Raw genomic sequence first — 19,008 nt, 5'->3', positions numbered from 1 at the left:
ATAATGTGTAACATAACAGGATAGTTGTCTCTAAACTACCCTGCCATTTCTATACTATATTTGCTTTCTCCGATTAATATCCGCAAGAAGCACCAATAGTTCCTCCAGATTGGAAACTTCATACGTCGGCACCACCTCACCATGCTCTCTCCCATGTCTGTTCACCCATACGGAGTCAATTTCCGCTTTGTTGGCACCAAGAATATCAGTCATTATATTATCCCCTACCATCAAGGCTTCCTCGTTACTTACCCCCGCTTGCTCCAGAGCATGTGTAAATATCGATGGATCCGGCTTGCCCTTTCCAAAATCACCAGATATAATGATATGTTCAAAATAAGACATCAGCTCCGGCGTGATGTCAAGCTTTGTATTTTGCAAATCCGGGGAGCCATTTGTCAATAACAGCAGCTGGTAGTCTCCTTTTAATTGATCAAGAACAGAATATGTATCTTCATAAACAAAAGCATTTTTCTTCCGGTTAATCGGAAACGCCTCTGCTAATTCATAGCCAAAATCAGGATCGTCCACACCCGAATCCTTCAAACCTTTCGTCCACGCTTCCTTTCGGTAATCGGGCGCGAGCTCTTTCAATTTCTGAAAGTCCTCCCCTTCGTCCGGGAAAGCTCCCCATAAACCCTCAAATGGGTTGATCCCAATCATTTTTGTAAATGGATAAGTTCCATAGGAGGCATACAGTTCTCTTGCGTTTTTACGAACATTTTCCTCCAATATATCAGTGGCTATATTATATTTCTCTTCTGCCAGCTGACATGTCGCTTTAAAAGCTTCACTAACACTTTTTTCGTCCCATAATAATGTATCGTCTAAATCGAATAAAATTGCTTTAATCACCCAGTCATCCCCTTTTCTAACTCATATACTAACTTTATTATACAGCAAAATAAGAATTATTAAAAAAAGTGAACTTGAAGGGTTGATTTTCTGCGATATATGGCGTAAGATTAATATTAAATTTTCACAACAAGGGGATAGTGACATGGAAGACCAGAGAGTTGAAGTGGAGCATATAAAAGATCGGAAGGAAAAGCCAAATTCGGATGATTTGGTTTTTGGCAGAACGTTTACGGATCATATGTTTATAATGGATTACAGCGAGCCTGTAGGGTGGCATGATGCCAGAATTATTCCATACCAGCCAATCACGCTCAATCCGTCCGCAATGACTTTCCATTACGGTCAAACAGTATTTGAAGGTTTAAAAGCTTATTATACTCCGGATGGGGATATTCAGCTGTTTCGTCCTGAAAAAAACCTCAAACGGATGAATCATTCAAATAACCGCCTTTGTATACCGGCTATTGATGAAAAATTTGTCCTGAAAGCGATTAAACAGCTGGTGGATCTGGATAGAGATTGGGTACCGACTGCAGAGGGGACTTCTCTGTACATTCGTCCATTCGTTATTTCCACGGAAGCATATATCGGTGTTGCGCCTTCACATCATTATAAATTTATGGTCATTCTTTCTCCTGTTGGTGCGTATTACAAAGAAGGCATTAACCCGGTTAAAATTGCGGTAGAGAACCAATTTGTCCGTGCTGTAAAAGGTGGAACAGGTGAAGCAAAAACTGGCGGCAACTACGCATCAAGCTTGAAAGCACAGGAAATCTGTGAACAGAATGGATTTACACAGGTACTTTGGTTAGACGGTGTTGAAAAAAAATATATTGAAGAAGTAGGAAGCATGAATGTTTTCTTTAAAATAAATGGTGAAATTGTTACACCAGCGTTAAATGGCAGTATCCTTGAAGGTATTACAAGAAATTCAGTCATCCAATTATTGAAGCATTGGGATATTCCGGTTGTTGAACGGAGGATTTCCATGGAAGAACTGTATCAGGCCTATTTGGACGGCGCCTTGGAAGAAGCATTTGGCACAGGTACCGCTGCCGTCGTATCTCCAATTGGCCAATTAAACTGGGATGGAAAAGATATATTCATAAACGGCGCACAAACAGGTATTATTGCGAAATCCCTATATGAAACTTTAACAGGCATTCAATATGGAAAAAAAGAAGATCCTTTCCAATGGATTGAAAAAGTGCGTGAAGGAATTACTGTTACAAATTAATCAATTTGGCTTATCGCCAACCCTTTAAAAACGCTACCCCCAAAAGACTGATTCGGTATTTTACCGACAGTCTTTTTTTTCACAAAAATTACACATCCCTAAATGATTTCGTGATAATTATCACGTTTTTAATAAAGGAATGAAATAAAGTTAAGAGATAAGAAAGGGTGAGAGCAATGCGGGATCTTATCCTGGTTATACATCATGCTGGCAACCACCTGGACAGGCGGTATTATGTTTATCGACTGGGAAGTTATTCCGGTCACATTAAAACGTTCCCTTGCCAAACAGTATTATTTCCTTATTTCACTGATGAAAGGAACACGACACTTATTTCCCCTGGCAAGATCTTTCATTATTATCACCGGTATTTTACTTGGTACCGTATTTGGACCGATCAAAACGTGGAACTATTTATGAAACACAACATACGGAAACATACCGGGAAATGATGATTATTTTTAACGATGAATTTCTGTGGAAGGAAGCGGAAAATGGAATTAAACAGCCGCTCATTGGGCAGCTGATCCGCCTTGCCGCATGGAATCCGTCGAAGTTATAAGCGATACGGAAATAGAAAAAATAGATAGTTTTCAAGCAAATTCATACCTGTATCGTTTTTCCTGATTTCAACTCATGCGTCCATTGACTTTCAGTGGAACCATTAGTCCTGTTATAGCTGGAACTGCTTTTACTTCTTTATACGCTCCTATCCGCAGGGATGTTTTTTTATGTGATGATTATTGCTGCTTTAATTGTCCAAACAACAGCAAATACGTGGTTAAAAACCTCCAAAGAAGAAATGAAAGGAATGAAAAGGGCTGCCCGTCATCACTGGACATTTGGTTTACTGTTTTCCATTGGCATGTGGGCAGGCGGCTTCTTGTTGTGATACAAACTGTTTTCTAATTATGGTCATAACGCAGTTTGATAATATTTTTCACCTTCTCACTTGTATCATCCCCGCTTTTTTAAAAGGAAAGATACCATTTTTTATTTCGTCATTACTATACAACGCAGCAAGCAGAATCCAATCCCATTGGCAATACATCCATGGCATCGTATTGTAAACCAATTGTATTACTAATCAGATTTTGAGTTTAAAATTTTGATCCTATCTCCATCTGCCACGTATAATATAAGAAAGAAGGGAGTCAAGGCAATGTGTTTGATAAATTTTCAAGTGAATGACCATCCAAATTATAAATTGATTATTGCTGCCAACAGAGACGAGTTTTACGAGCGGCCTACAGCACCCGCTCAATTTTGGGATGAAGAGCCCAACATTCTGGCAGGGCAGGACTTATTGCAAAAAGGTACATGGCTTGGCATCTCTAAAAATGGACGTTTTGCCGCTTTAACCAACTACCGTGATCCTGACCATATGAAAAAAGGAGAATTATCCAGAGGGGAAATTGTGAAAGATTATTTAACGGCCGACCAATCTCCCGAAGAGCATCTTCAACATCTGAAGGAAAGAAGAAAGGACTATGTCGGTTTTAATGTTCTCTTTGGAACTCCAGATAGGCTGTTTCATTATAATAACGTACTGGAAGAAACAACTGAAATTGAACCAGGAACGCACGGGCTTAGTAACGCTACCCTGAATACACCATGGCCAAAAGTAATAAAAGGAAAAAAGCAATTGAGAGAATATGTGGAAGGACAAAATAAGATGGATCCGGCTCAGCTCTTTTCGATTGTTGCCGATGCTGAAGAAGCAGATGATTCTTCGCTGCCGGAGACTGGAATAGGATTGGAGCTTGAACGAAAACTTTCCTCCCTATTTATTAAAACGCCTGAGTACGGAACCAGGTCTTCAACCGTTTTATTGGTGGATAAACAGAATAACGTTACTTTCCTCGAACGGACCTTTAGTAAGGGAGAATTTAAAGATGAGAAACGATTTGATTTTAAAATATCTTAGGTGAAATTTAACCTGACCAATAATCGGATTTACTTGTGAGGTGCATAATGATAGATCGCAGCATAATTCACTCGATTTTCAAACTGATTCCTCAATAAAAACCACTTTAATAGGGCTTAGAGAAATAATTTCTCTAAGCCCTATTTTATAAGTACACCCTATTGTGGAATATGCATTTTTGCTGGATGCCACACTTTAATTTTTTCTTGTTTACTTAGGATTGTATAATTCCATATAGACTCTATATTTAAAGCCTTTCATCTTTGAAAAACTTTCTTTTTTCCGTTCAAACGCTGTAAAACCTAATTTTTTATATAATCGATAAGCAATCTCATTTGTATCCACTACTTCTAGAGTATAACGATGATAATCTTCATTCTCTAATACATAATTCATCAGAGAGGTTGAAACCCCTTTACCTCTCGCTTTACTTGTGGTGGCAACACATTCAATATAACCTGTGTCATCTTGGTAAGATAATTTTTTATTAAACTCATCTTTCATAAAATGATAGGCGATACTCCCTTTAACATAGCCAAATGAATTTCTCAAAATTGTTTTATCCATTGTCAATCCTCGTTTTTGGTTATTAGAACAAGCAAGAATTCCAACGACTTCCCCTTCTAAAGTAGCAAAGAAAAAAACATCCGGGCAGATCATTTTTTGAAATGCTTCAATTAACTTTACACGATTGTTTGAAAGAAACGCTAAATCTTTCTCGTATCCATCAACAAAAACATTAGCTACTTCCCTGGATACATCACTTTCAGCCTCTCTCATTGGCATTACTTGAATATCATAGCTTTTCATTTCATTTCCTCCTCATAATTTAACTGACCGTTCGGTTTATTAAAATTTATTTTAAAACCCCTTCTTTTTTTAAGGGGTATTATCTTTTAATATTCCTTTTAGAAAGATATCTATTGCACTCTGATAAAGTATAAGGAATTGTTGATCACTATAACCAACGAATTGGGTGATACTTAAACCTGTGAGTGTGCTGTATAAAATATAAGCTAAATCATCAGGTGATTGATTGCTTTTAAATTCTTTATTCCGTATTCCCTCTTCTATAATTTTATAGAAAACCTCATATTCGGGTTTTATCAAATCAAGTATCTTACCTTGCATCATCTTGTCTAAATTCTCAGTGGCCATATATTCTGGAACAGTATGTGATAAAGTTTTTTGCATGTCAGAAGCATAGTATTTTGCAAGCAGGTAAAGTTTTTCTGTTGAAGTTTCCACCTTTTTTGCATGTTCTTCCCACATTGCCTTCCAAACCTCTTGAGATTTTTTTACTGTATATAGAAATAACTCTTCTTTGTTTTTAAAATGATAATAGATGCTACCTTTGCTTATTTTACTAAGCTCGCGAATATCTTCCATTGAAGTTCCAGCATAACCTTTTTGTTCAAAAATGATTTTTGCCTTTTTAGCAATATGTTCCTTCGTTTTTTCACCTTGACCTTTTGGCCTAGCCATAAACCTTTCTCCTTTATTTATTAATGACACTTTATAAACTGAACGTTCGTTTTAACAATTGTATAACAAGGTAAATTAAAATTCAAGTCTTTTTAATGAAGAGAATGTGATCTTCTTTCAAAATCACACCCTCTAATGTAATGTTTTCACAATCCTTACAAGACACGCCGGCTTATGTTTTCATCGAGTTCTTTGTTTTTACCAGGAAATTTAAGAAGCTATCCTGAAAGTGTTTACTTTTTCATTCTGGCATGATTATCTTTACATCTTTTTATAAACAATGTGAACCAATATGAAATAAAGACAACGACAAGGTCAACAAGGAATAGATGAAAATTACTTGCTCCCTTATGAAACTCTATTAAGCCCAGCCATTTCTCTATCGTTGCAAAGCCAAATGCAAATACAGCACTTAAAAGAATGGCATACATGTAAAAATTCTTCTTATATTTTGTTGTATACTGATATACAAGCAAAAAACCAACAGGCAGAATAGAAGTCGTTATATTCAATGAGAATGGTAGAGCAGGGAAAGGAAAGTGTGTATGGTTCATCAAATTATGGTTTTCAAGGATGATACTGGCATATGTCCATAAAATATGTACCGTATAGCCAAAGAAAAAGACTTCAAAAACCCTCTTTCGATCAACTGTAAAGAAAAGTAAAGCCAATGGGAGTAAAAAAAGCAGCAAAGATACCCAAAACTGCCATGTATCAAAACCGGAATAAGTGTTCCAGTAGCGTGATATAAGTTCATTAAATTCTTCTGTCTTTACATAAATTTCTTCCCGATAATCACTATAACCCACAAAATACCCTCCTAGCTTTTAGGTTTATTTTATGGATTAATGATTTATTTATGTAATTATTTATGAAGAAGAAAAAAGTTACAAAGGTGATGGAATATTAAGCTATCTTTATATATCATTTTGTGAAACGATCAAGCTCATAACCCCGAATAAAGCAAAAGCTAAAATATTGCAGGGTTAAGGATTACAGGACATTTCCCGTGTAATACAGACACATAAAATTAAATTATAAATTGATTTTTCTATTAGGAAGATTAGCTATTTTGTGAAATATTATACTTAACCTATTGCATCCTATAATGGAATACCTTTTTATAATCTTTTAACTTTCCACATTAAATGCTTCACTATAGATTTTACGCAGCTGGGTTGAGTTATCGTACCACTTAATTGGTTTACCATTGACGATCTGGACCAATACATCCAGACACCTATGCCATCCTGCAGCTGTATTAACTGCCCATGAATCATCGTCAAAAGTATGGCTAAAGATCATTCGACAACCTTTATCATCTTCCTGCAATGAAATGTTTATCAGATCATCAACTTCAAGGAAACCAAATAAATAAGGTTGCTCTAACTCTGTAATGGTTCCAGTATATGTCGTTCCTTCACCGTCATCGAAGGCAATCTTGCCACCAAGTCTAAGATCCATCTCCCCGGTGGCGAAAGGGTACCATTGGGTGAAGGAACTAGGATTCGTTATGACACGGAAAACATCTTCTGGATTAAGATGAAAAAGCCGTTCAAATCTTAAAGTATAACGACCGTTTGCCTCTTGAAGTGTCCCATACTCATTCATCGTTTTGTCCTCCTTTTTATTCTTTCTATATCTCCATAATTTTAAAAACAAGTTTAGGTTTGTTTAGGCTTAAAAAACATCGATAATACGCATGCTTTATTGTACCAAACATTTAAATAACCTAAAACATAATAATACCAATTTCATGTTTTTCCATATTTTATCTGGATTGTGGAATAAAGTTAAAACCTCTTCACTATTAACCTGCCCCGTTGGCTGAATATCATAATTTGATTTAAACATTAATTATCATAATATATACCAGAATTATTGAAAGATTATTTCATTCTGCTGTTTGGAGATGATGTTGATAATTAGAATGTATGTTTTCTACAGGGTGCGTATTGGAGAAATCATTTCACTGGATCAGAACAGCATAAATTGGAAAGTCAATCAGCAATTATACAAGGAAAGGGAGATAAGGAAAGAGAGGTGTATTTTAATATTCGATGTAACATTTATCTAAAGATATATTTAAATAGTAGAAGTGACAAGGATCCAGCTATATTTGTAACAGAACGAGTTCCCCATAGAGAGCGTGCAGCTCACATGAGATATATCATAAAACGAATCTCTCAACGTGCTGGGGTTAATAAAACTATCCATTCTCACCAACTTAGACACAGTTACGCAACACATGTATTGAATAACGGAGCTCCACTTGAAGTCATTCAGGGTCTTTTAGGTTACGCTGCCAAAATTACTTTGTTCTTATTAATCAATTGCACCCTTTACTTTAAGTTCCATTCTTCACAAACTATTAATTTTCTAACATACAATTGAATTTATTAACACGAACTGCATTTCCAGTAATTTGAACATGATCTGATTCACCATTCTTAGAAATCTGTACTCCTACCCGACTATTTTTATCAATTTCATGCCCCTGCTCAACTACAAGAGTTAGTGATTCTTTAAAATCCTTATTTATGTACTTAGCATAAAAAGCTCCCATTACCCCTGAAGCAGTACCTGTTACGACATCCTCAACAGTACCTGAATACGGCGAAGAGAAGTGCCGAGCATGCATGTCAGCATCAGAGTCATAAGTTTCTGTACAAAATGGATGAATGGATGATTTAGGCTTCTCCTTCAAAACAGCAGGAAAATCTTTATTATTTGGTTTCATCTTTTAAAAGCATCTAAGTTTTTAATTGGAATTAATAATGTACAGGTACCTGTACTTCCATATAGAATTGGTAAATTATCATTTATGTCGGTTTCTTGTAAGCCTATTGAATTAGCTAAATCTTTTTTTGAACCATTGAACTCTTCAAATGTTGGTGATGCTTGGCTCATCGTTATAATTATTTCTTTTTTAGTAGTCGAATTAATAGTTATAGGTAAAATTCCTGCCCTTGTTTCAACCGTTAATTCTGTTTTTCCACCTAATAATCCTTTCATTTTTAACGCATAAACAGTTGCCATTGTTGCATGACCACACAAATTCATTTCGTGACCTGGCATAAAAAAACGTATTCTTAGGTCTGCCACTTCCGAATTAACTGGGAAAGCAGCTTTATTAAATCCTACTTTAAAAGCAATTTCTTGCATCTGTGCATCTGTTAATTCATCTCCGTTTAAAACTACTCCCGCTGGATTCCCTTATTAGGTTCTTTACTAAAAGCATCATAATGATAAACCTTTACGGCCTTGACAACACATTCCCCCAATGATGATATTAAAAGCGCTTTATAAATTTTAACATTTACTTCTACTTTTCATTAACCACAAACCTACTTCGTTAGCTTTAAGTGTAAAACATCGCAATCTCTCTGTTTTTCTATTAAATTTTTAACAATTATTCAAATACCTTTGTTTCTGAGTGTAATTCGTATATCAATTTGCTGGAAATTGGTAAGAGGGAAATATTTATTTCATATCTGTGAAAATGAGAGTGATTTGATTTTCTAGATGCATTTCAAATAAAAGAGTGAATATCCTAATTTAACAATAAAAACATCGCAGTGAATTCTATTGTGAATACCACTGCGACATTATTTGTGAATTGCTTGTTTGCATTCTCAACGTTAAGTCATTAGGCAGCTATTTCATTATTGCTCTCTTTTGTTTTTCTTATTATCCAGATTCAGAAATTCACTTTCCTCGGAAAACTCCACGTCTTTATCTCGGTTTGGCTCCGTGTCATACTTTCTCACATTCCGCTGTCTGCCCTTATCTTTATTTTTGTTTTTATTTTCTTCGGACATAGACTTGAACCTCCTGTAATTTTACCCTAGTATGCTACAGCAGATTCATTTTTATGCCCGACCGTTTATAGATCAATCACTTTTCCGGGGTTCAAAATATCATCCGGATCAAGCGCTTTTTTAATTCTTTGCATAACTACCAGTGCTTCCCCGTGTTCCTCTTTCTGATACTTCTGCTTACCTACCCCAACGCCATGTTCGCCTGTACAGGTGCCGCCGCGTGCAAGTGCATACTTTACAATCCGCTCATTCACTTGGTTTGCTTTTTCAATATCTTTCGGATTATCGACATCCACCATTAATAAGATATGATAGTTCCCATCACCGACATGGCCGACAATGCCACCTGTGAGCTCAGAAGATTCCACTGCTTCTCTTGCATCTTTTATGGCACCGGCAAGCTCGGAAATCGGCAGACAAACATCGGTTACCATTTGTTTCTTTCCGGGATTCCCATGCAGGTAGGCATAAGCAGCATTATGCCTTGCTTCCCACAACTTATTCCTCGCCGCCGTATCCGACTCAAAGGCAAGCTCTTTACAATCATGATCATTTAAAATTTCTTTCGTGAATTCCACATCCTGCTGAAGGCCTGCCTCATTACCATGAAATTCAAGAAATAAAGTAGGCACCTCTTTGTAATCTGTTTCACTAAATTTATTTATTTGTATCATGGAAGCCTCATCAACAAGCTCTACTCTAGCTACAGGAATTCCTGCCTGAAGCACACTGATCACGGCATTTACTGCGCCATCTACTGTAGCAAAAGCAGCTCTGCCTGCTATGGAATTTTCAGGAATACCCTTCACCTGTAAAGTCAACTCCGTAATACAGCCCAAGGTCCCTTCCGAACCAACAAAAAGCCCGTTCAAATGATAGCCTGAAGATGATTTTTGGGCGAGGCTTCCTGTATGTATTATTGTCCCGTCAGCAAGCACGACTTCCATGTCCCGAACATTATCCCGCATAATACCGTATTTAACAGAAGTCGTTCCACTCGCGTTAGTAGCAGCCATGCCGCCAAGTGTTGCGTCTGCTCCTGGATCTACGGAGAAAAATAGCCCGTATTTTTTTAATTCTTTTTCCAATTGAGTACGCGTGACTCCCGGCTGCACTTTCACCAAAAAATCGTCTGCCTTTACTTCCAGCACCTTATTCATTAAAGAAAAATCCAGTATGATCCCATTATTATATGGAATCATATTCCCTTCTAGACTAGTACCGAGTCCATAAGGTATTACAGGCTTTTTATGCTTGGATGCCAGTTTCATAATTTCACTGACTTCCTGAGCACTTTCAGGATATACGACAACATCCGGCGTATGCGGCGTATGATAGGACTCATCTGAACTATGCTGTTCTAGTACATTTTCATTGGTTGTCACCCTTTTAGAGGGTAAAAGATTTTTTAACGCTTCTATAATATTCATTTTTTCGTCCCCCATAACTCGTCCGTATGATTTCTATTTTAGTAATATTCCAGTTCTTAAAAACCGCATAGCTTCTATGCTAATAAAAATAATCAAGACTAATCTCATGATTGATTTTTATACTTTTTATTATAGCCTATGACAACAAATAAGATAGCTATAACGCTATAACCAGCAAAAGATAAAATTCACATTGATTTAATCGCTTCACCTAGCTTAGAAATTTCTCCTTCTGTCAAAGTAACCCCTTTTCCCATTTTCTCGTGGTCAGGAGACCAGTCACGTATATCATATTTAGGTTCTCTCTCATTCCAGCTTATCAAATTCAATTCCTTTGTCCAGCCTTTCGGTGATTCAGAAAGAACACCTATCGTTTTGATAATTTCATAATTTAATTGTGCCATTATATCGCCTCCATTTATTTTAGTTCTGCATGTATAAACTTTCCGGAAAATGTGTTGAATTGGTTTCCTTTCTTAACTGAAACCGGGTTCTTAAATATTGGTCCGTCAAATACAAAGGTGTGAAATTCTCCATACTCCCCGCTCGGATCCACATCTTCAGGAAGCGAATCGATAAATTTTTGATCAAATAACTTACCAGCCTTTTCTGCAGGAAGTTTTTCAGCATCAATCGTTGTAACAATTGCACGAAAGCCTTTTGCAACAAAATCATTTGCCGCTGCCCTTGTATCTTTTTTCCATAAAGGATATAATCCCTTCATTCCTGTACATGCAAGGAGATCGTCTCGATAGGCTTTAATATCCTCCAGCAATAAATCTGCATAAGCAATCGTTTCTATCCCCTGCTTTTTAAAGCTGTCAAACGCTCGCCTCATAATTGTTTCATACTGCTCGTTGCTTGCGCCTGCAGGTATATCCACCTCATATAAAGGGAGATCTGCTTCTTTGGCCTGCTGGTGTATAAATTCTTTTTTTACCTCATGAACTGGCAAACGACCGCTAGCTGAAGATGTCGTGGAGAAAAGCCCTCTTACACGGTGATTTTGATCATTGAGCAGTTCATTGAGTGCCAGTGCACTGTCCTTTCCTCCGCTCCAGGAAACAATAATATCTTTCAAAAATATGCTCACCTCTTTGTTATGAAATCTTTGTTCCATTTTTCGTCTCTTCATCCGGCATTAGAAGAATAACATCCCCTTCTTCCGGCACACCGCCCAGCACGAGCACTTCTGATTTATACCCGGCAACGCGCATTGGCGGAAAGTTTACCACTGCTGTAACCTGCCGGCCTACCAGTTCTTCTGGTTCATATCTTTTTGTTAATTGTGCAGAAGATTGTTTCACACCAATTTCCTCTCCAAAATCTATTTCCAATTTAATCGCAGGTGTGCGTGCCTCCGGAAAAGATTCAGCCTTTAACACAGTTCCTATCCGCAAATCAATTTTCATAAAATCATCAAAACTTGCCATCTATTATTACCTCCATTTTGTCAGTGCTTCATATATAATCTTCTATCTTAAACAGCAGAAATCCTGCATGTTCTTGTACCTTTTTGTCATATCTTTCACTTTTGGCAAATATTTTTTGGATCCCTCTCTAAACAGAGCTAAACTTCCACATATAAATTGGAATAAAGGTTTTTGTTGCGAAAAGATCCCCAATTCACATTGGGGATCTGCAGTTTATTAATGGAATTTCCCATTTTTATCATCAAATGGGAATAACTCTCTCTCTTTTGCTTCAACGGCATGATGCTTTAGTATTTCATCAAGCTGCTGTTCTGTATCCAATGTGTCTGTATTAATACCGAGTTCTTCCGCAGTTTGTGCTATTTTACGGTCCCTGATTTCTTGCTTTAGCAAATCTGGATCTTTATCCCCAACATCAATCCCCATCGACTCTGCTTCATTTGTTATAAGTAACGATGAGACTTCTTTTTTGAGGGTTTCAATGTCCTTCCCCGCGGCATCTATTCCTAACTCACCCGCTTTATTTCGAACCATGACTTCATGCACTTCTTCAGCCAGCGCCTCGGGCGTTTTTCCGCTGGATTCCACGCCCAGCTCTTCCGCTTTTTCCACAACTTTTGCATGATGCACCTGCTGTTTTAATTCTTCAATATCCTTTCCTTCTGCATCCAGCCCCATTTCCTTTGCCATATTTTTTAGATTAGTTTCAAAGACTTCCTTTGCCAGATCTTCCAGTTTTTTGCCTTCTGTCTCAATTTCCAGCTTCTCCGCTTCGTGTATGATCAGTGATTCATACTTTTCCAAACTATGTTTATTATGATGATCCTTCTTCTCTTCCCATACAGGCACCAGTTCTTCTTCTGCAAAAACCGTCGTGCTGAAGGCTGATTGTACTGTAACTACAGCGAGCACAGCAGCAAATACTATAATTAATTTTCTTTTCATCAATCTGCTCATCCTCTCAGAAATTAATTTACATTTTATAGCATTCCCAGGAGGAGTAAAAAGATGAGTAAATAGTTTTCAGCAATGTATCATTTTCAGTATACGGTTTATGGAAAATGCATCTTAGAGAACTTTGGGTTATTCCAAGCCTTAATATTTTTATGCCAGATTATCCACCATATCGGTCATCAGCTGCATACTGTCATCATAATGCTATGCCACTGCATTTCCAATTATAGACGATAAACCCGCTATCCCAATAAATTAATATCCTGTACAAAATGTTGACTAAGTATGGCAGCAAATTTTCCTTTTACATACTGCAGACTGGCGTAATAACTGTCTCTGGCCTTATAAAATTCTTTTTCATCCCATTTCTCAATCATTACACTGTGGAGAAAGTCTGTCTCACTCCTGTTTTAATATACGATACTGGCATAGTCTTTACCAATATTAACATAGTGCTTTTCTTAAAAAATAATAAACCCAATAACCTGTAAAAATACTAATTCCGTTTCTAATTTAAATTCAATAGGTTTATTTCTAATCAGCAGTGTCCTAATCGAGCGATCTTCTCTGGATTCATAGTTTCTCCTCACCATGTTTTTATAATTCTTTCTTCTGTACACATGATAAATCTCCCGCTGCCCATACTGACTCTATTTTTTTCTCCGGCCATTTTGCTTCACTAAAGCTTCGGTCATTATAGCCAATTACCATAATGGCATTTTCCGGACGAAATAATGTTTCATTTAATAACACATTATACAAACCTCATTTAATTTTCCTAATATTTTTATGCTTCATTTCTTTCTAAATAGGGTAATGAAAAAGTAAGAATGATGTATTATCTTATTCATTGATTTATAATAATATAGGTCATATTATTTAGGTTAGAAGATTGATAGAAATAGTTCAAAAAGTCTGGTGAAAATGGGATTTCGAAATGGTCGGTCCTTTACACTCTCCTTTTTTGGACGTGCATTGATAGGAGGATTTTCCGTGAAAGAAATGATTTTTTTGGCTTTTTTTGCTGCCATTGTTTTATTACTTGGTATTTTGGAACGAAATAAATTGGAAAGAAACATCAAACGAATCCCGAATAAAATTCTTGTTAATGGAATTCGAGGGAAATCCACGGTAACCCGATTGCTTATGGGAATGATAAAAGAAGATGGTCAGCGTGTGGCTGGTAAAACGACCGGGACATCACCCCGGCTGTTTTTTTGGGATAGAGAGGAAGAAGAGCCCATTGTCAGAAGTCTGCAAGGAGCTAATATTTCTGAACAGAAAATGATGGTCAGCAAAGTGGCCAGAAGGGATGTCAATGCCTTCGTAACAGAGTGCATGGCGGTCAATCCTGAATATCAGCATGTATTTCAGGAACGTTTTGTACAAGCCAATATTACGGTTATCACCAATGTCATGGAGGATCACTTGGACGTGATGGGGCCGACCTTAGATCAAATAGCGGAAGCCTTTGGAAAAACAATTCCTAAAAATGGTTATCTTGTAATCCCGCCAAATACATACGAGGAACATTTCCGGCGTATCGCAAAAAAGCGGAACACGGAAGTGGTTGTGGCAGATACAAGTCTTATAGATGAAGCCTATTTGGCTGAATTTCCATATATGATGTTCGCTGAAAATGCAGCCTTTGGTCTAGCTGTGGCTGAGATCCTTGGAATTGAACGGGACGTGGCGTTGCGCGGTATGTTAAATGCCCCGGTAGATCCAGGTGCAATGCGGGTTCATCAATTTGGAAAAGCAGCTGCCCCAAGCTTTTTCTTTAATGGATTTGCTGCCAATGACCCAACTTCCACTATTAATATTTGGAATAAAATACAGGAACAGGATTATCCATCTGAAAATAAAGTAGTGATCATGAATTGCCGTGATGACCGTGTAGACCGTACTATTCAGTTTGCTGAAGAAGTGCTTCCGAAAATAGATGCACATAAACTTATACTAACAGGGAAAAATGTTACCCCCGTTGTACAGGCATATGAGGATGGCAAACTTTCTATAACGACTTTGATTAATTTGGAAAAACAGTCTACAGTACAAATAATGGGTTCAATAACCGAGCTCGAACCCAATAGCCTTATTTATGGGATTGGAAACATTCATGGCGGCGGCCAAGAACTTTCAGACGCCATCGAATTACTTGGTTTTGAAGAGATAAATTTGGACAGCTCGAAGAAAGCAAAACAATATCAATGGAAGTCACCCAAAAAAGAAAAAGCTTATGCCAATTTTCCTTCTTAAATCTTCATCATAAGTTGGGAGTAAAGGCAGGTTTAGATTAGGAGTTGTAAATGAAGTGTTTGGAACAGATTTGTACATTGCAATTATTATAGGAGTTCTACTTTCTCTGCTTTATGCGGAAAAAACGGGAATTGTCCCTGCCGGCTTAGTGGTCCCAGGATACCTTGCCCTTGTTTTTGATCAATTAATGTATGTGGTCGTTGTAGGTTTGATCAGTATATTGACATTTTTAATCGTGACACAAGTAATAGGAAGAGTAACTGTTTTATATGGAAGAAGGAAGTTTGCCGCCATGCTGACGGTTGGTATCCTTTTGAAAATGGGAATGGATTTCTTATATCCGCTCACCCCCTTTCCTATGATGGAATTAAGGGGGATTGGTGTCATTGTTCCGGGCTTAATTGCTAATTCCATTCAGAAGCAAGGTGTCCTCCCTACCTTCTCATCTACATTTATTATTGCATTTTTCACATTCGCTATTATCACCGGTTTTCATTTGTTTTAAAGTAGGAGCGTTTATCTATGTCTAAGGAATTATCTTTTAAGGAAAAATTAAAATTAATAACAATCCGGCACCGGGAAAAGGCAACACTTCACTCCATTATTGCACTAGTAGTACTCTCAGTTCCTTTTTTTGCTCATCAGTGGTATTTCTCAGCTGATCTGCCTGAGGATACACGGCCGGACGATGTGGAATACCGTATGTCCTTCGTCGGCGATATGATGCTGGGACGTCACGTGCATGATGCAGCTGTCCGCAGTAATGAGCCAATTGATCGTGTGTTTGATTATGTGCAGCCTTTTTTTGACGAATCCGATTATGTAACCGGAAATTTCGAGACACCAATTTTAAATACCGAAGATGAAGAAATCAATGCGATAATGGATGAGGCGGAACTCCATAACAAGGATATTCACATTTATTCGGAGCCTTGGGCAATTGATGCATTGACAAATGCAGGATTTGATTCCGTCAGTCTTGCCAATAACCATGCACTTGATTTTGGCGATTTATCTCTCCAGCAAACACTGGACCACACAAGGGATGCAGCGATTGATACACTTGGAATCGGTGATGCGATGAACTTATCTGATGAAGAATTGGCAGAAGGCGCCATTGATGCAGCGGAAATGTACTATTTTGATGTAAATGAAAATGTCCGTGCTGGTATTATTGGTTTTACTGATGTTTTTGTGCAGGGGTTCAGTGCCCAAGATTATGTGGGGGGTGTATTCACTCCACAAAACCTAGGCTGGGATGAGTTAAGGAATCGATTGCTTCGAGGTAAAGCACCGGAATCAGAAGGCGGGGGCGGTGCCGATATTGTTATTGTTCACATCCACTGGGGTGACGAATATCAGATTGGTTCCAATGAAGCCCAAGAGCAACAGGCGCAATTCCTGGCTGACCAAGGGGCTGATATTGTTATTGGGCACCATTCCCATGTACTCGAACCCGTATCTGTAGTGGAAGGAACAAGTGGTAACCGTACGCTTGTATTAAACAGCATGGGGAACTTTATATTTGACCAAGGGTGGACACGGACAAAAGAATCCACGATTGCACAGCTTGATTTTCTGGCGGACGGTTCCAAGCAAATGTCTTTTGTGCCGATGTACATTGAAGATACACGTCCTAGGGAAACAGCCGGCTGGACAAAACCATACCGGGACTTTCGCATTTTTCGGACGTTAAGAAAAGAACTGGATGAGGACTGGTGGACGACAGAAAACGGCCGATTGATTGTTGATTTGGATGCGGCCGGTGTCCTGGAAGGAGTGGAGGTGGCACCATGAATTATAAATTTCATTTAAAAATTACATACATCCTTGCAGGGATTGTTTTTATCGGATTGATCAGCTGGAACTTTTATTTTGAGGATGAATTTGATCCATTCAGAGAGCCATACTCCAGCAGTGATTTTACTGAAAGGCAAGTGGAATCAGTTGGTGCAGATAATACAGAAAGTAATGAGCGTGAAGAAGATGCTGAGGTGGAAGTGTATGGTGTCAGTGCTGTTCACCCCCTAGCTGCTGATGTCGGCATGCAAATCATTGAAGATGGCGGCAATGCCATTGATGCAGCTGTAGCTGTCTCTTTTATGCTTAATGTCGTGGAACCTTATGGCTCCGGTATTGGCGGTGGCGGCATGATGTTATATCATGACCCCGAAGAAGGTGTTGTAAGTTATGATTACCGGGAGGCTGCAGCTGAAAGTGAAGCATGGCCTGAAAGAAGTGTAGCTGTACCGGGATTAGTAAAAGGAATGGAGCAGGTTCATGAAAATCACGGAAAGCTTGAATGGGAGCGTCTATTGGAACCTGCAGTCGAAGTAGCTGAAGAGGGTTTTCAAATTGGTGAAATTTTTCATCAGCAAACAGGGAATGCTGTTCGATACTTGGAACTGAATCCGCAGGAAAGTGAATTATTTTTCCCTGGTGGTCAAACATTAGAAGTGAACAACACCCTTGTACAAACAGAGCTTGCAGAAACATTGAAGCTAATTCGGGAGAACAGAGCTGATGGTTTTTATAGTGGTGAAATCGGAGAAGCGCTCCAACAGGAATTAGGATTTACCTCGGAAGACCTTGAAGCTTATGATGTGCAAATAACAGAACCGGCAATGGCAGATATGGGAGATCAAGTCATTTATGGTGGTTCTTCCCCATCATCGGGAACCGTAGTGCTTCAGGCACTGCAGCTTACTGAAAAAATAAATATGCAGGAAGTGCTTCCAGATGAAGACATTCCAGAGGATATTTCTATGGGAGATTTGGTCAACCATGAAGAACTGCAGCATATTTATATGCATTTGATCAATGAAATATCAAAAGTCACCTACAGTCATCGCGTTGATACGTTAGGTGATCCGGGATTTGATGTGATTGATCATAACGCATTAATGAGCAATGAGTATATCGATAGTATGCTGGATGAAATTTCCTATGATGAAGTAACCGATATAGATACTTCCACACTATTTGATTCTCCTTCAGAAAAAAATGATTCCAGACATACGACCCACTTTGTGATTGTTGATAAAGAAGGAAGAATGGTTTCAGCTACGCATTCACTGGGAGAATTTTATGGTTCGGGAAGATATACAAAAGGTTTCTTTCTCAATAATCAGTTGGATAACTTTAGTCAGGTCGATGATTCCATCAACCGCTATGAACCAGGTAAAAGACCAAGAACCTTTGTGTCGCCGATAATTTTTGAAGAACAAGGAAAACCGGTACTCGGACTCGGAACACCAGGGGGCAGAAGAATCCCTGCCATGCTTTTCCAGAGTATTATGCAGTATCACTATGCGCTTAATGATCAGGGAGACCTGCTCAGTCTGCAGGAAGCCATCGAGCTGCCACGGTTTTACAATGATGAAGAAGTGATATATATCGAGGAAGCCCTGCCGGAGGAAACGGTGGAGCACCTTAGAAATATGGGATACTCCGTGATTGGCCATGAATCACCGCTATTCTACGGCGGAATTCAAGGACTGGGTGTTATTCTTGATGATAACGGAGTGACCCAGGGGATGTATGGCGGCGGAGATCCGAGGAGAAATGGCGCTTGGCAGATTGATGGGGAGTAGGGAATGTTTGA

22 protein-coding genes and 1 pseudogene are annotated in these 19,008 nt (G+C 38.3%); 9 read left to right on the top strand and 14 right to left on the bottom strand.

Annotation, left to right across the window (positions count from 1 at the left end):
• Positions 1–54: 54 nt before the first annotated feature.
• The gene (locus ACDX78_RS06455) at positions 55–855 is read right to left on the bottom strand and encodes an HAD family hydrolase (protein ID WP_486026297.1); all 801 of its coding nucleotides are present in this window, start codon (positions 853–855) and stop codon (positions 55–57) included.
• A 145-nt stretch (positions 856–1,000) separates the two neighbouring features.
• On the opposite strand from ACDX78_RS06455, the gene ACDX78_RS06450 reads away from it, so the two are divergent.
• From ACDX78_RS06450 to ACDX78_RS06435, 4 genes are all read left to right on the top strand, one after another.
• The gene (locus tag ACDX78_RS06450; protein WP_486026295.1) at positions 1,001–2,095 is read left to right on the top strand and encodes a branched-chain amino acid aminotransferase; all 1,095 of its coding nucleotides are present in this window, start codon (positions 1,001–1,003) and stop codon (positions 2,093–2,095) included.
• A gap of 204 nt (positions 2,096–2,299) precedes the next feature.
• Positions 2,300–2,515 carry a hypothetical protein gene (locus ACDX78_RS06445; RefSeq protein WP_486026293.1) on the top strand — a complete coding sequence of 72 codons (216 nt, stop codon included), beginning with the start codon at positions 2,300–2,302 and terminating at the stop codon, positions 2,513–2,515.
• Positions 2,516–2,828: 313 nt separating this feature from the next.
• A complete protein-coding gene (locus ACDX78_RS06440) occupies positions 2,829–2,987 on the top strand; it encodes a hypothetical protein (protein ID WP_486026292.1) in 159 nt (52 codons plus the stop codon).
• Positions 2,988–3,257: 270 nt separating this feature from the next.
• Positions 3,258–4,022, top strand: a complete 765-nt coding sequence (locus tag ACDX78_RS06435; protein WP_486026290.1) for an NRDE family protein — start codon at positions 3,258–3,260, stop codon at positions 4,020–4,022.
• A 210-nt stretch (positions 4,023–4,232) separates the two neighbouring features.
• On the opposite strand, the gene ACDX78_RS06430 is transcribed toward ACDX78_RS06435, so the two are convergent.
• The 4 genes from ACDX78_RS06430 to ACDX78_RS06415 all read right to left on the bottom strand — a co-directional run bounded on the left by ACDX78_RS06430 (position 4,233) and on the right by ACDX78_RS06415 (position 7,118).
• A complete protein-coding gene (locus tag ACDX78_RS06430; RefSeq protein WP_486026289.1) occupies positions 4,233–4,832 on the bottom strand; it encodes a GNAT family N-acetyltransferase in 600 nt (199 codons plus the stop codon).
• Between the two features lie 69 nt (positions 4,833–4,901).
• On the bottom strand, positions 4,902–5,507 hold the full coding sequence (locus ACDX78_RS06425) for a TetR/AcrR family transcriptional regulator (RefSeq protein ID WP_486026287.1): 606 nt from the start codon (positions 5,505–5,507) through the stop codon (positions 4,902–4,904).
• A gap of 233 nt (positions 5,508–5,740) precedes the next feature.
• Complete coding sequence (locus tag ACDX78_RS06420; RefSeq protein WP_486026285.1) at positions 5,741–6,316, bottom strand: hypothetical protein; 576 nt, start codon at positions 6,314–6,316, stop codon at positions 5,741–5,743.
• A 322-nt stretch (positions 6,317–6,638) separates the two neighbouring features.
• Positions 6,639–7,118: an SRPBCC family protein gene (locus ACDX78_RS06415; protein ID WP_486026284.1), complete on the bottom strand. Its 480-nt coding sequence runs from the start codon at positions 7,116–7,118 to the stop codon at positions 6,639–6,641.
• Positions 7,119–7,550: 432 nt separating this feature from the next.
• On the opposite strand from ACDX78_RS06415, the gene ACDX78_RS06410 reads away from it, so the two are divergent.
• Positions 7,551–7,901 (top strand): tyrosine-type recombinase/integrase, encoded by a 351-nt coding sequence (locus ACDX78_RS06410; RefSeq protein ID WP_486026442.1) that lies wholly within the window; start codon positions 7,551–7,553, stop codon positions 7,899–7,901.
• On the opposite strand, the pseudogene ACDX78_RS06405 reads toward ACDX78_RS06410, so the two are convergent.
• The 9 genes and pseudogenes from ACDX78_RS06405 to ACDX78_RS06365 form a co-directional block, all read right to left on the bottom strand.
• Positions 7,879–8,791: pseudogene (locus tag ACDX78_RS06405) on the bottom strand (PhzF family phenazine biosynthesis isomerase). The gene ACDX78_RS06410 and the pseudogene ACDX78_RS06405 sit on opposite strands and share 23 nt — an antisense overlap.
• A gap of 381 nt (positions 8,792–9,172) precedes the next feature.
• Complete coding sequence (locus tag ACDX78_RS06400; RefSeq protein ID WP_486026282.1) at positions 9,173–9,328, bottom strand: hypothetical protein; 156 nt, start codon at positions 9,326–9,328, stop codon at positions 9,173–9,175.
• Between the two features lie 65 nt (positions 9,329–9,393).
• Positions 9,394–10,758 (bottom strand): FAD-binding oxidoreductase, encoded by a 1,365-nt coding sequence (locus ACDX78_RS06395; protein ID WP_486026281.1) that lies wholly within the window; start codon positions 10,756–10,758, stop codon positions 9,394–9,396.
• Positions 10,759–10,946: 188 nt separating this feature from the next.
• A complete protein-coding gene (locus ACDX78_RS06390) occupies positions 10,947–11,162 on the bottom strand; it encodes a YdbC family protein (RefSeq protein ID WP_486026280.1) in 216 nt (71 codons plus the stop codon).
• Between the two features lie 14 nt (positions 11,163–11,176).
• Positions 11,177–11,878: a Dph6-related ATP pyrophosphatase gene (locus tag ACDX78_RS06385; RefSeq protein WP_486026278.1), complete on the bottom strand. Its 702-nt coding sequence runs from the start codon at positions 11,876–11,878 to the stop codon at positions 11,177–11,179.
• Positions 11,859–12,191, bottom strand: coding sequence for a chaperone CsaA (csaA, locus tag ACDX78_RS06380; protein ID WP_486026276.1), 333 nt, complete (start codon positions 12,189–12,191; stop codon positions 11,859–11,861). Before csaA ends, ACDX78_RS06385 begins: the two co-directional genes overlap by 20 nt.
• A gap of 216 nt (positions 12,192–12,407) precedes the next feature.
• The gene (locus ACDX78_RS06375; RefSeq protein ID WP_486026275.1) at positions 12,408–13,136 is read right to left on the bottom strand and encodes a hypothetical protein; all 729 of its coding nucleotides are present in this window, start codon (positions 13,134–13,136) and stop codon (positions 12,408–12,410) included.
• A 470-nt stretch (positions 13,137–13,606) separates the two neighbouring features.
• The gene (locus ACDX78_RS06370; RefSeq protein WP_486026273.1) at positions 13,607–13,765 is read right to left on the bottom strand and encodes a hypothetical protein; all 159 of its coding nucleotides are present in this window, start codon (positions 13,763–13,765) and stop codon (positions 13,607–13,609) included.
• Positions 13,743–13,898, bottom strand: a complete 156-nt coding sequence (locus tag ACDX78_RS06365) for a hypothetical protein (RefSeq protein WP_486026271.1) — start codon at positions 13,896–13,898, stop codon at positions 13,743–13,745. Before ACDX78_RS06365 ends, ACDX78_RS06370 begins: the two co-directional genes overlap by 23 nt.
• A 249-nt stretch (positions 13,899–14,147) precedes the next feature.
• Here ACDX78_RS06365 and pgsB point away from each other — a divergent pair, with 249 nt between their 5' ends.
• The 4 genes from pgsB to ACDX78_RS06345 are packed head-to-tail and all read left to right on the top strand — an operon-like array spanning position 14,148 to position 18,997.
• Entirely contained in the window at positions 14,148–15,404 is a 1,257-nt protein-coding gene (pgsB, locus tag ACDX78_RS06360; protein ID WP_486026441.1) for a poly-gamma-glutamate synthase PgsB, read from the top strand.
• Positions 15,405–15,459: 55 nt separating this feature from the next.
• On the top strand, positions 15,460–15,909 hold the full coding sequence (pgsC, locus tag ACDX78_RS06355; RefSeq protein WP_486026270.1) for a poly-gamma-glutamate biosynthesis protein PgsC: 450 nt from the start codon (positions 15,460–15,462) through the stop codon (positions 15,907–15,909).
• A gap of 17 nt (positions 15,910–15,926) precedes the next feature.
• On the top strand, positions 15,927–17,201 hold the full coding sequence (locus ACDX78_RS06350; RefSeq protein WP_486026268.1) for a CapA family protein: 1,275 nt from the start codon (positions 15,927–15,929) through the stop codon (positions 17,199–17,201).
• Positions 17,198–18,997, top strand: coding sequence for a gamma-glutamyltransferase family protein (locus ACDX78_RS06345; protein WP_486026266.1), 1,800 nt, complete (start codon positions 17,198–17,200; stop codon positions 18,995–18,997). Before ACDX78_RS06350 ends, ACDX78_RS06345 begins: the two co-directional genes overlap by 4 nt.
• The last annotated feature ends 11 nt before the right edge of the window (positions 18,998–19,008 follow it).

Origin of the sequence: Virgibacillus oceani, from assembly GCF_041521345.1 — a bacterium.
Lineage (GTDB): Bacteria > Bacillota > Bacilli > Bacillales > Amphibacillaceae > Virgibacillus_N > Virgibacillus_N oceani_A.
The sequence above is the reverse complement of the archived record's forward strand: the minus strand, read 5'-3'. Positions and strand labels throughout refer to the sequence as shown.

What these genes read in the sequence shown, in the direction of transcription:
- ACDX78_RS06425 (WP_486026287.1), bottom strand. Translation starts at nt 5,507, where the DNA reads ATGGCTAGGCCAAAAGGTCAAGGTGAAAAAACGAAGGAACATATTGCT.
- ACDX78_RS06345 (WP_486026266.1), top strand. Translation starts at nt 17,198, where the DNA reads ATGAATTATAAATTTCATTTAAAAATTACATACATCCTTGCAGGGATT.
- ACDX78_RS06395 (WP_486026281.1), bottom strand. Translation starts at nt 10,758, where the DNA reads ATGAATATTATAGAAGCGTTAAAAAATCTTTTACCCTCTAAAAGGGTG.
- ACDX78_RS06430 (WP_486026289.1), bottom strand. Translation starts at nt 4,832, where the DNA reads ATGAAAAGCTATGATATTCAAGTAATGCCAATGAGAGAGGCTGAAAGT.
- ACDX78_RS06385 (WP_486026278.1), bottom strand. Translation starts at nt 11,878, where the DNA reads ATGGAACAAAGATTTCATAACAAAGAGGTGAGCATATTTTTGAAAGAT.
- pgsB (WP_486026441.1), top strand. Translation starts at nt 14,148, where the DNA reads ATGATTTTTTTGGCTTTTTTTGCTGCCATTGTTTTATTACTTGGTATT.
- ACDX78_RS06435 (WP_486026290.1), top strand. Translation starts at nt 3,258, where the DNA reads ATGTGTTTGATAAATTTTCAAGTGAATGACCATCCAAATTATAAATTG.
- ACDX78_RS06450 (WP_486026295.1), top strand. Translation starts at nt 1,001, where the DNA reads ATGGAAGACCAGAGAGTTGAAGTGGAGCATATAAAAGATCGGAAGGAA.
- ACDX78_RS06350 (WP_486026268.1), top strand. Translation starts at nt 15,927, where the DNA reads ATGTCTAAGGAATTATCTTTTAAGGAAAAATTAAAATTAATAACAATC.
- csaA (WP_486026276.1), bottom strand. Translation starts at nt 12,191, where the DNA reads ATGGCAAGTTTTGATGATTTTATGAAAATTGATTTGCGGATAGGAACT.
- ACDX78_RS06400 (WP_486026282.1), bottom strand. Translation starts at nt 9,328, where the DNA reads ATGTCCGAAGAAAATAAAAACAAAAATAAAGATAAGGGCAGACAGCGG.
- ACDX78_RS06445 (WP_486026293.1), top strand. Translation starts at nt 2,300, where the DNA reads ATGCTGGCAACCACCTGGACAGGCGGTATTATGTTTATCGACTGGGAA.
- ACDX78_RS06390 (WP_486026280.1), bottom strand. Translation starts at nt 11,162, where the DNA reads ATGGCACAATTAAATTATGAAATTATCAAAACGATAGGTGTTCTTTCT.
- ACDX78_RS06415 (WP_486026284.1), bottom strand. Translation starts at nt 7,118, where the DNA reads ATGAATGAGTATGGGACACTTCAAGAGGCAAACGGTCGTTATACTTTA.
- ACDX78_RS06375 (WP_486026275.1), bottom strand. Translation starts at nt 13,136, where the DNA reads ATGAAAAGAAAATTAATTATAGTATTTGCTGCTGTGCTCGCTGTAGTT.